A 13,204-nucleotide genomic window follows, 5' to 3' on the forward strand; every position below is an offset into this window, starting at 1 on the left:
TATCGGTTGATAATCAGTAAAATGGCCCGTATGTGTCCGTAATACAGTTTCTGTCTAAGTAGGACTAACCAAATGAAAATTATAACTTGTCGCTCAATCCTAAATTTCCCTGTTTAAAACCTTTATTTATCATGAGAATTAAGACCTTTGAAGAGTATAAGGTTGCCTACCAGCAAAGTGTAGACGATCCCGAAGGTTTCTGGGCAGAAGTAGCCCAACAATTTCAGTGGCGTAAACCGTGGCGGAAAGTGCTGAGCTGGGACTTTCAGGAAGCGCGGACGAAATGGTTTGAAGGTGGTGTGATGAACATCACGGAAAATGCGCTGGACCGTCACCTGGCCGAACGCGGCGATCAGCCCGCGATTATTTGGGAGCCTAATAATCCCGAAGACCAGGCGGTGACGCTTACTTACCAGGTTTTGTTTGAACAAGTATGCCGTTTTGCCAATGTGCTCAAAAAGCACGGCGTGCAGAAGGGCGACAGAGTGTGTATATACCTGCCGATGGTACCCGAGCTGGCCGTGGCCGTGCTCGCCTGCGCACGCATCGGCGCGGTGCATTCGGTGGTATTCGGTGGCTTTTCCGCCAAATCCATCGCCGACCGTATCAATGACGCCGAATGTACGATGGTCATCACTTCCGACGGTGCATTTCGCGGCCCGAAAGTGATCCCGATGAAAGACACCGTGGATGAAGCATTGGTACAATGCTCGACTGTGAAGAAGGTGATCGTGATGACGCGCACCCGCACCCCGGTGCATATGCTCAAAGGCCGTGACCTGTGGTGGGAAGAGGAAGTGAAACAAGTGAATTCCGTATGCCCGGCCGAGCCGATGGACGCGGAAGATATGCTGTTTATCCTCTACACATCCGGCTCTACCGGTAAGCCGAAGGGCGTCGTGCATACCTGCGGCGGCTACATGGTGTACGCGACCTACACGTTCGCGAATGTATTCCAGTATGAACCGGGCGAGGTGCATTTCTGTACGGCCGACATCGGCTGGATCACCGGTCACAGCTACATCGTGTACGGGCCGCTGTGCTATGGAGCCACTTCGGTGGTGTTCGAGGGCGTTCCTACCTACCCGGATGCGAGCCGTTTCTGGAAAACCGTTGAAAGACACAAGGTTAATATTCTGTATACCGCACCAACGGCCATCCGTTCGCTCATGGGCTTCGGATTGGATTATGTCAAAGGGCATGATTTCTCTTCGTTGAAAAAACTCGGCTCCGTAGGCGAGCCTATCAACGAGGAAGCATGGCATTGGTACAAAACCAACATCGGCGGCGACCACTGTCCGCTCGTCGATACCTGGTGGCAGACCGAAAACGGGGGGATCATGATTTCCCCGCTGGCAGGCGTAACGCCCGAAAAGCCGACATTCGCGACATTGCCATTACCAGGCATTCAGCCGGTACTCGTAGACGAAGCTGGTAAAGAAATCGAAGGTAACGGCGTGAGCGGTAACCTTTGTATCAAATTTCCGTGGCCGGGCATTATCCGCACCACCTACGGCGACCACGAGCGCTGCCGCCAAACCTACTTCTCGACCTACCCGGGGATGTACTTCACCGGCGACGGCTGCCTTCGCGATGAGGACGGATACTACCGCATTACCGGCCGCGTGGACGACGTACTGAACGTTTCCGGTCACCGTATCGGCACCGCGGAAGTAGAAAACGCGATCAACATGCACCTGGGCGTAGTGGAATCCGCCGTGGTAGGTTATCCGCACGATATCAAAGGCCAGGGCATTTACGCCTACGTGATCGCCGAGCACACTCCCGACGACCCCGAAATGTTCCGCAAAGACATCTCAGCCACCGTGTCCCGTATCATCGGCCCGATCGCCAAGCCTGACAAGGTACAATTCGTATCAGGCCTGCCAAAAACACGGTCCGGCAAGATTATGCGCCGGATTTTGAGAAAGATTTCGGAAGGAGATGTGAGTAATTTGGGTGATACCTCGACGCTGCTCGATCCGGCGGTTGTGGAGGAGATCAAGGCAGGGAAATTGTAAGATAGAATATCGTTTCGTTGTGACAAAAGGCCCCGCCGGGGCCTTTTGTCGTTTTGGAGTATTGGGATTCTAGAAACAGGGAATGCCTCCGGCATTGCATTTGGTCGCTTGATGTCCGCGTAGTCTCGGTGCTTGAAAAGCGCAGTCGCAACCGCGGAGCGGTTCACTGTTTCTAGCAACATCGGGATTGTCAATAAAAAAGGCCCCGGCGGGGCCTCCTACGTTTCAAAACGGACATTTGCCCCTTTTAAAACAAATATTATTTGATTTTGACCGAAGTCACCTTATCCGCAGCGCAGCCGCACCCTTTGGCGCAGCCGCCGGTGTTGCGCCGGTCGAAGGACTTCCAGATCCGCCAGCCCATAAAACCGGCTGCCGCGAGGAACAATATCCAGATGATGATTTGCTGCGTTTCCATGCTTCGTTAAACGGTATTTCACTGCCAATTGTTCCGCTGCGCCAGGCGGAATGCGTGCTGGTAATGGTGCTCGCTGTGCCAGGCGTAATTGGCGATCACCTCGTCGAGGCGGAAGGTCTTTTGCGAGCCCGGGTGAAAATAGGTCCGTGCCAGGTCATTTTCATCGAGTGAATTCAGCAACAGCACCCAGCGCAAATGTACGTAGCGGATCAGTTGCAGCGAGAGCTCCACCTGGGCGGTTTGCGCGTCGGGGAGCTCGGCCCACAAATGTTCTTCGTACGGCTTGATGGTCGGGTTGTCCTCCGTCAATGCCAGCCGGCAACGGGTGTAGGCATTAATATGGCTGTCGGCTACGTGGTGGATCAGCTGGCGCACCGTCCAGCCGTCGGGGCGGTAAGGCGTATCGAGCCGGTGATCATCCCAGCCACCCAGGAGGTTGATAAACTTCGAAGGCAACGCGCTGATGATCTGAATATTGGTCTTGATGTCAGCCGGCGAGTAACTGGCCTGCGCCTGGAATTCGCCGATCGGGTATTTGAGTTCGTTCAGGTTCATGGTTGGGCGGTAATTTTGACCGGGTTGCCGGTGCGATGAGTGAATGATTGAATGGTCAAGAACAGTCATGTGTAGTCATTTATAGTCATGTGTTGTTTAATTCGAATCCTACTAATGACTGCATGACAATGAATGACAACACCTGACAACACATGACTATTCTTGACCTCCTGACTTTCCTGGCGTTCGGTACTAGAAATTTTCACTAATAACTTGAACGAGCTCCGAATGGGCGCCGGGCGCGGCTGCGATGATGTCGCCTCCGAAGAGGTAGTTGTCGCCGCCGTTGAAATCGGTGACCGTGCCGCCTGCTTCCTTGATGAGCAATGTGCCTGCGGCCATGTCCCAGGAATTGAGGTTATATTCGTAAAAACCATCGAAACGTCCGGCTGCTACATAGGCCAGGTCCACGGCCGCTGCGCCCATTCTCCGGATGCCGTGCGTGCGCTGCATGAGCAGTTCGAGGATGTACATGTAGCGTTTCTGCTTTTCGAAGCGGTAGTAGGGAAAGCCGGTCGCAATGAGCGCGTCGGCGAGCTTCGGTACCGTCGATATCCTGATATTCTTGCCGTTACACCACGCGCCGCCGCCCTGCCAGCCGTAGAACATTTCGTTCAGGCTCGGTTCGTGGATCACGCCGACGAGCAGTTCTTTCCCTCGGGCGAGGCCTACGCTCACGCAGTATACGGGTATACCGTGGATAAAGTTGGTCGTACCATCGAGCGGGTCGATGATCCAGTTCAATGCGGTGGGGTCGGGCTCCTGGCCTGTCGTGCCTTCCTCGGTGATGAAGCTGGCCTCGGGCAGGATTTCCTGTAAACCGGCCACAAGCAGCTTTTCGGCTTCCTTATCTACGTAGGAAACCAGGTTGTTGAGGTCTTTGTACTCGATTTTATCGCGGGAAAAAAGGGCCGCTTCCTGCTGGATAAATGAGGACGCCTGCCTTACTATTTCAATGGTTTTTTGTGTCAGCAACTCCAGATCCATACGCAATCTCCTTTTGGGGAACTTTTGAAAGTGAATTGTTAATATAGTAAACCCTGATGATCAGCGTCGCCAGGATGGGTATGACCACGTAATTGTGCTTCATGACATTGCCCGTTGCGCAAAGTAAGAGAAATGCATAAAAAATCAACAAAAACTGAAACCATGCGGGCTTCCTGTTTTTAGAAAGGGCAAAAATGAGCGGCATCCACAGCGGAAACGCCCAAAGCACATCGTAATTCCAGCTCGTCACGCCGTGGTTGGTACCAAACCACAGTAGTAGCAAAATCCAGCCCGCCAGCCCCGCAATGCCGAACAGGATTTTATCAAACAAAAAATTCACCCGATCCGTGCGGATCTGCCAGTAGGTGAATGCCAGCGTAAGGATCGCCAGCGACCAGAACACGACCGTCGGGGTAACGGGGCTGACGGGCGGCGCAGGCGCGGCTTTGAATATCTCGCGGGTTTCGGACACCAATGGCGCCGTGCCCGTGGCGGTTTTTACCTTCGCGTCGGCAAATGCGGCGGCGAGGTTATCCGGCAGGAATGTCGCTTGTTCCGGCGTCGCGATCTCGTCGGACGGCGCACCGATAGCGAGGTCCATACCGAAGTCCGCCCATGGGTTTTGCTTGAATGCATACCGGTCGATCCACTGGCGGAAGCTCAGTTTTTCTTTGGTATAACCATTGTAAATGAGGCTGTCGCCCACGGCCGATTTCAATGCGACGGTCATGCGGGTGGCGCAGTTGTCGTAGAAAAATTTGTATTGATACTCCCGGTTTTCAGGCAGGTAATTGTTTTCCAGGAAATTGTACAGCCTTTGTTTTTGGGGAACAGATAAATTCAAAACCTGCTCGGAAATGGATCGGTTCTCTTCCTGGTAATGCGCTATCTGGTAGGAAAGCGGCGAAACCGAAACACTGTAAGGCAGCGTGCCTCTCAGGAATTTGACATAAAAATTACCCTCCTGGAAGCTGAATGTGCCGTAATTGAATGCCCTGTCGATGCCCATCGACGGATCGAAAACCCACAAAACGCTATGCCCGAAACCCGAATACAGCTCCTGGCCGGGAGCTACGGTAATGAGACTGATTTTAGCATTGGGGCTCAACGTGGTGAATTGTGCCTGGGAAACTGCCGGTTTGAGCAGCCATAGCAAACATATCAGAAGGGTTAAACAGCTATTCCTCATCTTCATCGGATTTCTTTTTATCATCGGTTTTGCCGGCCACCACGATCACGATTTCGCCTTTTACAGGCTTATCGCCGAAATGCGCGATCACCTCGGTGACTGTTCCACGCACATTTTCTTCAAACATTTTACTCAATTCCCGCGACACGGAAACTTGCCGGTCGGCCCCGAAATGCTCGGCGAACTGCTGCAATGCCTTCACGAGCCGGTGCGGCGATTCGTAGAAAATCATCGTTCGCTCTTCGGCGGCGAGGTTTTGCAGGCGCGTTTGGCGCCCTTTTTTGTGGGGTAAAAACCCTTCGAATGTGAAGCGGTCGCTCGGCAGGCCGGAATTGACGAGTGCGGGCACGAATGCGGTAGGGCCGGGGAGACATTCCACGGTTACGCCCTCGCGGATACACGCACGTACGAGCAGGAAGCCGGGGTCGGACACGGCGGGCGTGCCGGCGTCGGATACGAGCGCGAGCGTCTCGCCCTTGCGGATGCGCTCCACCACGCGGGCGACCGTCTGGTGCTCGTTATGAATGTGGTAGCTGTGCAAAGGCTTGGAAATGCCCAGGTGTTTGAGCAGGTTGCCCGACGTGCGGGTATCTTCTGCCAGGATTGCATCGACGCTTTTGAGGACGTTGATCGCCCTTAATGTAATGTCTTCGAGGTTGCCGATCGGCGTGGGTACTATATAGAGTTTCATGCGTTATAAATCCGGTCGATCGCCGCCGCCAGTTGGTGGTCCTTTTCCGTTACGACGTCGCCGGCATCATGGGTATTCAGTTCGAACGTGACTTTGTTGTACATATTGGTCCAGAACGGATGGTGGTCCATTTCATTCACAACATCGGCCACTTTGTTCATAAAGGTAAAAGCTTCCCGGAAATCCTTGAACGAAAAGCTTTTTTTGAGTTTGTTGTCTTCTTCCTGCCACATGGTTTTCGGTGTTTTGATGTGAAGTATTTAGCCAAAATACTTATGCCAGTGCGTGCCGCATTGCTGGTGTCAGGCTGGATTTTTGCACCCGAATATAACGCTATTCTTCCTGAATTTCCTTGTTCCGGTAGCCGATCCGGATGCATTCGAGTATATTTGAACTTTGGCCGGGCGTAAAGCCGTTACACGTATACGAGGCGGCCGGGCGTGTCGGCCGGAGGCCTCCGCATAGCGGGCACGAAGCAGGAGCTTCGCGCCATAGAGTTGATAGATTAATCAAAGCCAGTCCTTCCGAACGGAAGGCAAACATTATGAAAGTAGAACTAGTCCGCGTAAATGACGCCTTCCATTTCGAAGGCACCGGTTCCTCCGAAGTAAAAGTACATACCGATGGCTCGCCTGAAATCGGTGGTGAAAACCTGGGCGTAAGGCCTATGGAATTACTGCTGATGGGCCTTGCCAGTTGCAGCGCCATCGACGTGGTGCTCATTCTCAAAAAACAGCGCCAGGAAATTACCGACTTCCGCATCGTGGCCGACGGAGACCGCGAGCAGGAGCCCGATACCCAGCGCAAACCATTCCGCAAGATCCATTTGACATTCAAATTCGCAGGCAATAACCTCGACGAATCCAAGATCCAGCGCGCGATCGGGCTTTCGATGGAAAAATACTGCTCGGCGACGGCCCAGCTGGAAGCGCTGGCGACCATTACTTACGACGTTGAAATCGCCTCAGTTTAGATAAATCATGCAACAATACCACGACCTGCTGCGCCATATCCTGAAAGAAGGGGTGAAGAAAACCGATCGCACGGGCACCGGCACGATCAGTGTGTTCGGCTACCAGATGCGCTTCGACCTGAAAAAGGGCTTCCCGCTCGTGACCACTAAAAAGGTGCATACCAAATCGATCATCCATGAACTGCTGTGGTTTTTGCAGGGCGATACCAATATCGGTTACCTGAAAGAACATGGCGTGTCGATCTGGGACGAATGGGCGGATGAAAATGGCGACCTGGGCCCGGTATATGGCAAGCAGTGGCGAAGCTGGGAAGGTGCCGACGGCAAGTCGGTAGACCAGTTGCAGGAAGTTTTGAAACAGCTCAAAAACTCGCCCGATTCGCGCCGCATTATCGTTTCGGCCTGGAACCCGTCGGAGCTGCCGCAGATGAAATTGCATCCGTGCCATGCATTGTTCCAGTTTTACGTGGCGCCGCCCGATACCGCGGCCGGCGAGACGAAGGGTAAGCTATCGTGCCAGCTTTACCAACGCAGTGCCGACGTTTTCCTGGGCGTGCCGTTCAACATTGCCAGCTATGCATTGCTCACGATGATGATCGCCCGCGAATGCGACCTCGACCTGGGCGATTTCGTGTGGACCGGCGGCGATACGCACATTTACCTCAACCACCTGGAACAGGTAGAAACGCAGCTTAGCCGCGAACCGCGCGCATTGCCGGAAATGATCCTGAATCCGGACGTGACGAACGTGCTGGACTTCAAATTTGAAGATTTCGAGCTTGTGAATTACAACCCGTGGCCGGGAATCAAGGCGCCGGTGGCAGTGTAACCATCGCGGCGGAATGAGCATTCAATACATATTAGAAATTGTCGGGACATTCGCATTCGCGATTTCCGGCGCATTGGCTGTGAAGGATCAGAAGCACCAGGATTGGTTTGGTGCGAGCTTCACGGCCTTTATTTCTTCCATCGGCGGCGGGACCCTGCGCGACGTGCTGCTTGACAGCTACCCCCTCGTTTGGATCAGTGATATTACGATTATCCATGCCATCATTCTTGGCATTATCGTCACATTTATTTTCTACAAATTCCTGCTGAGGTTACGGAAGACGTTATTCCTGTTCGATACTTTCGGAATTGCGCTTTTTACATTGGTAGGAACTGAAAAAGCATTGCATCTGGGTGTCAGGCCGGAAATTGCCGTGATAATGGGCGTTTTTACGGCCACGATGGGCGGTGTGATCCGCGATGTAATGACGAACGAGATCCCCATCATTTATCGTAAAGAAGTCTATGCCACGGCCTGCTTCACGGGCGCCTGCGTGTACCTGATACTCGATAGCCTGGGCGTCGAACGCAATACCACCTTCATTTTGGCCGCATTGGTGATCATCGTGATCCGCATTCTGGCCGTACGTTACCAATGGAGCGTTCCGCGTTTTTTCAGGTAAACAAAAACCGCCGGAGGTTTTCCGGCGGCGTCTGTATGCATTTGTATTTCAATTACTTCTTCTTCTTTTTCACTGCCGAAGCGGCTTCTTTCGCCGGTGCGGCCTTCGCCTGCATGTCTGCAATGGCTTTCTCTACCTGCGGCTTGTAGAAATTGTAAGCGCCGTCGGGATTGCCTGCGCCTACCGTCAAAGCCTTTTGCGCTACTGGAATGGCTTCGGCAGTTTTACCCAGTTTGTTCAAAATCTGTGCTTTGGTCCACAACGCGCCGAATGATTCTTTCAAACCGATCGCCTTATCAGCCAGGGAAAGCGCTACCTGCAAATCCTTGCCTTTGGAAAGCAAATAACCCGCAGTGCTCTGCAGCGTGGCTACGTCTTCCGGTTTTTCGGCTACGGCCTTGTTCAATGCAGTCAATGTCAGCGACTCGGTCGCTACCGAAATGGGTACCGGCACATTCACCGACGACCACGAGAGGTTGAGGTAAGCGGTACTGTCCGTGACCGGCTCGATCTCTATTTTGAATGCCTCGTTGTATTCGCTGGAAGTAGGGGATACCGTCGCGCGGGCAACGTCTTCCGATTCCTTGTAGTTGTCGGAGCCGCCCTGGTTATAGTCTTTGTTCAAAATAACTGTCCACGCTGCGCCATTGGGGATCGAAAACAAAGCATACTTGCCCGCAGGAACCTTCTTCCCGCCGAATGTAAATTCAGTGCTGGCTTCGAAGACGGTGGCCATATTGGCACCGGTGCGCCAGATCTGGTCGTAAGGCGCCAATGCGGAACCTTCCGCGAATACTTTGCGGCCTTTGATGAACGGACGGGAATATTTAACGGTGAAATCGGTTACACCAACGGTTTGCATGACAGTGGCTGCGGGGCTGGGCGCGGGTACGCGCTGCGCGATGGAAGCGGTCGCCATGAATGCCGCCAGGGACATGGTTAATAGATACTTTTTCATTGCTTGAATAAGGTGGTTTATTGCTTTCAGTTGTTAAACTTGTGGTGAAATTAGAACGAAAAAACCAGATAGTCTACATGAAAAGGGACAGTTTGCTGGCATTGCTGGCAGCGTACGAGCCGGAGCCGGGGTTAGAGGCTGAAATGCACGACGATACGGTCGATTTTGTAAAACAACATCCCGATTGTTTCGAAAGAAGCCTGCTCAAAGGCCACATTACCGCATCGGGCTGGGTGCTTTCACCCGATAAGGATACGGTACTGCTCATGCACCACCGCAAACTCGACCGCTGGTTCCAGCCCGGAGGCCATTGCGACGGTGATCCGGATGTACGCACAGTAGCCATGAAAGAAGTCATGGAAGAAACCGGCATCGCCGATCTGCAAGCATTGCAGAAAGGTATTTTCGACGTGGACGTGCATTTAATCCCCGAAAACAAAGACATCCCCGCCCATTACCATTACGACATCCGCTTTGCATTCAAAGCCGCAGAGGGGCAGGAAATTGTTTTGAACAGCGAATCGAAAGACGTGCAGTGGATACCCGTTGCACAGGTGCAGGATGCCAACAATTCGGAGTCCATTATGCGGATGGTGCGGAAAACTAGCGCTTTATGAATTTCAGCGTTCGTTCCTGCTTGTCCACTTTCAGGCGCAGCAGGTAAATTCCCGATGCCAGCTGGCCGGTGGGGACGGTTTGCTTTGCTTGAAGCCGCATTTGGCTCGCATGCATCGCCGCGCCGTTGGCGCCGAAGAGGTTGATCTCCGCCATTTTGCCCACCAGCGTTTGCGGAACGGTGAGCGTGACTTCGCTTTGCGCCGGGTTCGGTGAGAGAATGACGGAACTGAGCAATCCGGCTTCGGTACCGAGAGGTGAAAACTCGTTTTGTACGATTTCCTGCGCCTTGACGGCATTGGGCACGCCATAGCCAAGGAAATTGTCGGGTGTTTCCGCCAGGTGCCCCGATTTTTTCAATACATAAATCACCTGCTGTGCCGTCAGCTGCGGGTACGCCTGCCAGACGATTGCCGCCAGACCTGCTATCTGGGGTGCGGAAAACGACGTCCCATACCCGCTGGATGCCCCGCCGGCGAGGTCGCCGATAATGGTTCCCGCGCCCACTGCAGCTACATCGGGCTTCTGCTGCTGCGCCGAGTTGGGCCCGATGGAGCTCAGCGAAGAGTAGCTGCGGTCGTAGTTGGTAGCGCCTACGGTCAGTACGGAATCCACATCCGCGGGCGCGCCGATGTATTTCCAGCTGTTGTTGCCGTCATTTCCCGCGGAATTGACGACGATGATGCCCTTGCGCGTCGCGTAGCGCGCAGCGCGGCTCACAATGGTCGTTTTACCGTCCATATCCTTGTAGGTGTGGTTGTACGCGGGCGAGTCGAATTCGTCGTCGAAGGTGGTGTAGCCTAATGAAGAATTGATGACATCGGCGCCGAGGCTGTCGGCGCGTTCGGCGCCCATAAGCCAGGTAATTTCCTCGTAGGGCGATTCGCCGGAGTTATTTTCAGTAATATACAATGCAAATGAGGCCTTGAATGCGGTGCCTACCAATGTGCCGGGCAGATAGGCGGCGATGGTGGACATGACGTTCAGGCCGTGGAAGCCGTCGTTGTAGATGTTGCCGTCGCGGGCTACGAAATCGTGGGTGTCGATAATGCGTTTGTCGTCGCGGAGCTGTTTGAAATAGGCCACTTCATCGGCTTTGGCAAAACCGTTGTCGAGGATTGCAATGAGCATATTCTCGCCCTGAAATCCTTTTTTGTGCAAGTCGGCTACCTCCATCAGGGCGAGCTGCGCATTCATTTTGCCGTAATCGACGTCCTCGGTCGTGCCGAACTTCTGGTGTGTGGCGGCGGTGCGGGCAATGCCGGGAGATTTCGAAGTAATATTGGCGACCGGCAGGTTCAGTTCGATGCCTTTGTAAAATGGCAGGTTCTTGATCTGCGTCAGCTGCGCGTCGGAGGCTTCTACTAACGCACCGTTGAGCCAGCGCGTGGGGTAAATCACTTTGGCGCCGATTTGCCGGATTGCCGCCAGGTAACCCTCGTTAACAGGAAAATCGTTGGCGGTAATGGCGATGTTCTGCTTTTTGCGACGGTCAATCGCCCTTTGGGACAAAAATTCGGTCGGTTTGTCGGCGGAGTAAATGGTATTGGTTTTGTCTTTGAACAATACCAGGTATCTCGGTGAGCTTTGCGCAAAAGCGGCCGCCTGGATGAGCCAATACGAAAATGCGGTGAGCAGTAAAGTTTTTTTCATGGAGCCGGATTTTTGAAAGCAACGTTCCTTGCCATTATTTCCATATACCGGATCCGGGACAAAAGTGTGGCCGGTTATGCCGGTTTTTCAATCGGTGCCCGTGCGCCAAGGTGCTCGCAGTGGAGCAATGCCGGTAGGCCGGGATAGGGAACGATGGTTTTTAAGTAACCGTAATTATCCGACAATGTAATGGTTTTATTGTTATCACCCATCGAAATGTCGACGTCCGCCATGCCGAACTGGCAGGGGTGCTCGTAGCCGGATGCGTGCGTGATTTCGATGATCTCCTTCGCAAGCGTGGTCATGTAGTTGCTGAAACGCTCGCTTTTCAATGCCGGGTCAATGCCCGATTCGAGCCACTTATTATTCGTGGCAATGCCGGTAGGGCAGCGATTGGTATGGCAGCTTTGTGCCTGAATGCAGCCGATCGACAGCATTGCCTCACGGGCAACATTGATCACGTCCGCACCCATCGCGAACGCCATGACGGCCTGCGCGGGTAAGCCCAGCTTGCCGGAGGCGATGAAGGTGATGCGGTCGTTAAGGTTGCGCTGCTGGAAAATCTTGTAAACCGTACTGAATGCGAATACCCACGGCAGCGACACATGGTCCGCAAAAGAAGGGGGGGCTGCACCGGTACCGCCTTCGCCGCCATCGATGGTGATGAAATCCGGCCCTTTGCCGGTTTCGACCATTATTTCGGCGAGCTCTTCCCACATATCCGTTTTGCCGACCGCCGATTTTATGCCTACCGGCAATCCCGTGGCCGCCGCCATTTGTTCAATGAAGTCGACCATGCCGCGGACGTCGGAGAATGCGCTGTGGTAGGGGGGCGAAACCACATCTTTGCCAATTGGTACGCCCCTTATTTCGGCTATTTCGGCCGTGATCTTGCTTGCCGGCAGCACGCCTCCTTTGCCGGGTTTGGCGCCCTGCGAAAGTTTCAGCTCGATCATCCGCACCGATGGATTGTCCTGCATCAGTTTCACGAGCTTTTCCATGACGAAATTGCCGTCGTCGTCACGCACACCGAAGTAAGAGGTGCCCATGTTGAAAACCACATCCGCCCCGTATTTGTGATAAGGCGAAAGCCCGCCTTCGCCGGTATTATGGTAATTCCCGAATTTGTACGAGCCTTTGTTCAATGATTCGATGGCGCGGGCAGACAATGAACCATAGCTCATCGCACTCACGTTCACGACCGAACGCGGCCGGTAGGGGCGCTTGCGCTGGTGATATTCGCCGATTACCTTGGCTGACGGAATGGTGTAATGGTCGGGGTCCTTGCCGTTTTTGACATGGTGACTGTGCGAAGCGGCGACTTTGAATGGCAGCATGGCGGGCTTGATGAGCACATAACCCGCTTCCTGCATATTCTGGTCGGTACCGAAGCCCTGGTAGTTGTTTTCTTTTTTAGAGGAAGCATAAATCCAGGAGCGCTGCCGGCGGTTGAACGGCAGCTCTTCCCGGTTGTTGGCGACAATGTACTGGCGCAATTCCGGTCCGATCGTCTCGATCATGTACCGGAAATGGCCAACCAGCGGAAAGTTATGCTGAATGGTGTGCTTTTTTTGTATAACATCCCTGAGTGCGATGATGGCGGCAATGGCGAGTATGATATACAGCCAGACAGGCACTGATGCCAGAAAGGACCAGACAGTTTCCATAAAACAGTTCCGTGATGATGAATATT

Annotated in this window: 14 protein-coding genes; 5 read left to right on the forward strand and 9 right to left on the reverse strand. The window is 53.5% G+C overall.

Annotated features, from left to right (window positions below; translation table 11 throughout):
- Window positions 1–131: 131 nt before the first annotated feature.
- A complete protein-coding gene (acs, locus tag H144_RS0112390) occupies window positions 132–2,021 on the forward strand; it encodes an acetate--CoA ligase (RefSeq protein WP_019942386.1) in 1,890 nt (629 codons plus the stop codon).
- A gap of 259 nt (window positions 2,022–2,280) precedes the next feature.
- Here the strand turns inward: acs and H144_RS33860 are convergent, their stop codons facing one another.
- The 6 genes from H144_RS33860 to H144_RS0112420 form a co-directional block, all read right to left on the reverse strand.
- The gene (locus tag H144_RS33860) at window positions 2,281–2,439 is read right to left on the reverse strand and encodes a FeoB-associated Cys-rich membrane protein (protein ID WP_019942387.1); all 159 of its coding nucleotides are present in this window, start codon (window positions 2,437–2,439) and stop codon (window positions 2,281–2,283) included.
- 18 nt (window positions 2,440–2,457) lie between these two features.
- Window positions 2,458–2,994: a YfiT family bacillithiol transferase gene (locus tag H144_RS0112400; protein ID WP_019942388.1), complete on the reverse strand. Its 537-nt coding sequence runs from the start codon at window positions 2,992–2,994 to the stop codon at window positions 2,458–2,460.
- A 192-nt stretch (window positions 2,995–3,186) separates the two neighbouring features.
- Entirely contained in the window at window positions 3,187–3,981 is a 795-nt protein-coding gene (locus H144_RS0112405) for an inositol monophosphatase family protein (RefSeq protein WP_019942389.1), read from the reverse strand.
- Window positions 3,947–5,170 (reverse strand): lipoprotein N-acyltransferase Lnb domain-containing protein, encoded by a 1,224-nt coding sequence (locus H144_RS0112410; RefSeq protein WP_026350640.1) that lies wholly within the window; start codon window positions 5,168–5,170, stop codon window positions 3,947–3,949. Before H144_RS0112410 ends, H144_RS0112405 begins: the two co-directional genes overlap by 35 nt.
- Entirely contained in the window at window positions 5,160–5,861 is a 702-nt protein-coding gene (rsmI, locus tag H144_RS0112415) for a 16S rRNA (cytidine(1402)-2'-O)-methyltransferase (RefSeq protein WP_019942391.1), read from the reverse strand. Before rsmI ends, H144_RS0112410 begins: the two co-directional genes overlap by 11 nt.
- A complete protein-coding gene (locus H144_RS0112420) occupies window positions 5,858–6,094 on the reverse strand; it encodes a 4a-hydroxytetrahydrobiopterin dehydratase (protein ID WP_019942392.1) in 237 nt (78 codons plus the stop codon). Before H144_RS0112420 ends, rsmI begins: the two co-directional genes overlap by 4 nt.
- 311 nt (window positions 6,095–6,405) lie before the next feature.
- Between H144_RS0112420 and H144_RS0112425 the strand changes: the two genes are divergently transcribed.
- The 3 genes from H144_RS0112425 to H144_RS0112435 are packed head-to-tail and all read left to right on the forward strand — an operon-like array spanning window position 6,406 to window position 8,285.
- Window positions 6,406–6,834: an OsmC family protein gene (locus tag H144_RS0112425; protein ID WP_019942393.1), complete on the forward strand. Its 429-nt coding sequence runs from the start codon at window positions 6,406–6,408 to the stop codon at window positions 6,832–6,834.
- A 7-nt stretch (window positions 6,835–6,841) separates the two neighbouring features.
- Entirely contained in the window at window positions 6,842–7,663 is an 822-nt protein-coding gene (locus H144_RS0112430; protein ID WP_019942394.1) for a thymidylate synthase, read from the forward strand.
- Between the two features lie 13 nt (window positions 7,664–7,676).
- Entirely contained in the window at window positions 7,677–8,285 is a 609-nt protein-coding gene (locus H144_RS0112435; protein ID WP_019942395.1) for a trimeric intracellular cation channel family protein, read from the forward strand.
- Window positions 8,286–8,337: 52 nt separating this feature from the next.
- Here H144_RS0112435 and H144_RS0112440 read toward each other — a convergent pair whose 3' ends face one another.
- Window positions 8,338–9,243, reverse strand: a complete 906-nt coding sequence (locus H144_RS0112440; protein ID WP_026350641.1) for a DUF2911 domain-containing protein — start codon at window positions 9,241–9,243, stop codon at window positions 8,338–8,340.
- Window positions 9,244–9,320: 77 nt separating this feature from the next.
- On the opposite strand from H144_RS0112440, the gene H144_RS0112445 reads away from it, so the two are divergent.
- Entirely contained in the window at window positions 9,321–9,860 is a 540-nt protein-coding gene (locus tag H144_RS0112445) for an NUDIX hydrolase (RefSeq protein ID WP_019942397.1), read from the forward strand.
- Here the strand turns inward: H144_RS0112445 and H144_RS0112450 are convergent.
- Both H144_RS0112450 and H144_RS0112455 read right to left on the reverse strand, forming a co-directional pair.
- Window positions 9,847–11,511 carry a S8 family peptidase gene (locus tag H144_RS0112450; protein WP_019942398.1) on the reverse strand — a complete coding sequence of 555 codons (1,665 nt, stop codon included), beginning with the start codon at window positions 11,509–11,511 and terminating at the stop codon, window positions 9,847–9,849. The two genes, H144_RS0112445 and H144_RS0112450, sit on opposite strands and share 14 nt — an antisense overlap.
- Window positions 11,512–11,585: 74 nt before the next feature.
- Entirely contained in the window at window positions 11,586–13,178 is a 1,593-nt protein-coding gene (locus H144_RS0112455; RefSeq protein ID WP_019942399.1) for an FMN-binding glutamate synthase family protein, read from the reverse strand.
- Between the last annotated feature and the right edge of the window lie 26 nt (window positions 13,179–13,204).

Source organism: Dyadobacter beijingensis DSM 21582 (genome assembly GCF_000382205.1).
Taxonomy (GTDB): Bacteria; Bacteroidota; Bacteroidia; order Cytophagales; family Spirosomataceae; genus Dyadobacter; species Dyadobacter beijingensis.

Coding starts and splice junctions, on each gene's coding strand:
- acs (WP_019942386.1), top strand. CDS start 132: ATGAGAATTAAGACCTTTGAAGAGTATAAGGTTGCCTACCAGCAAAGT.
- H144_RS33860 (WP_019942387.1), bottom strand. CDS start 2,439: ATGGAAACGCAGCAAATCATCATCTGGATATTGTTCCTCGCGGCAGCC.
- H144_RS0112400 (WP_019942388.1), bottom strand. CDS start 2,994: ATGAACCTGAACGAACTCAAATACCCGATCGGCGAATTCCAGGCGCAG.
- H144_RS0112405 (WP_019942389.1), bottom strand. CDS start 3,981: ATGGATCTGGAGTTGCTGACACAAAAAACCATTGAAATAGTAAGGCAG.
- H144_RS0112410 (WP_026350640.1), bottom strand. CDS start 5,170: ATGAGGAATAGCTGTTTAACCCTTCTGATATGTTTGCTATGGCTGCTC.
- rsmI (WP_019942391.1), bottom strand. CDS start 5,861: ATGAAACTCTATATAGTACCCACGCCGATCGGCAACCTCGAAGACATT.
- H144_RS0112420 (WP_019942392.1), bottom strand. CDS start 6,094: ATGTGGCAGGAAGAAGACAACAAACTCAAAAAAAGCTTTTCGTTCAAG.
- H144_RS0112425 (WP_019942393.1), top strand. CDS start 6,406: ATGAAAGTAGAACTAGTCCGCGTAAATGACGCCTTCCATTTCGAAGGC.
- H144_RS0112430 (WP_019942394.1), top strand. CDS start 6,842: ATGCAACAATACCACGACCTGCTGCGCCATATCCTGAAAGAAGGGGTG.
- H144_RS0112435 (WP_019942395.1), top strand. CDS start 7,677: ATGAGCATTCAATACATATTAGAAATTGTCGGGACATTCGCATTCGCG.
- H144_RS0112440 (WP_026350641.1), bottom strand. CDS start 9,243: ATGAAAAAGTATCTATTAACCATGTCCCTGGCGGCATTCATGGCGACC.
- H144_RS0112445 (WP_019942397.1), top strand. CDS start 9,321: ATGAAAAGGGACAGTTTGCTGGCATTGCTGGCAGCGTACGAGCCGGAG.
- H144_RS0112450 (WP_019942398.1), bottom strand. CDS start 11,511: ATGAAAAAAACTTTACTGCTCACCGCATTTTCGTATTGGCTCATCCAG.
- H144_RS0112455 (WP_019942399.1), bottom strand. CDS start 13,178: ATGGAAACTGTCTGGTCCTTTCTGGCATCAGTGCCTGTCTGGCTGTAT.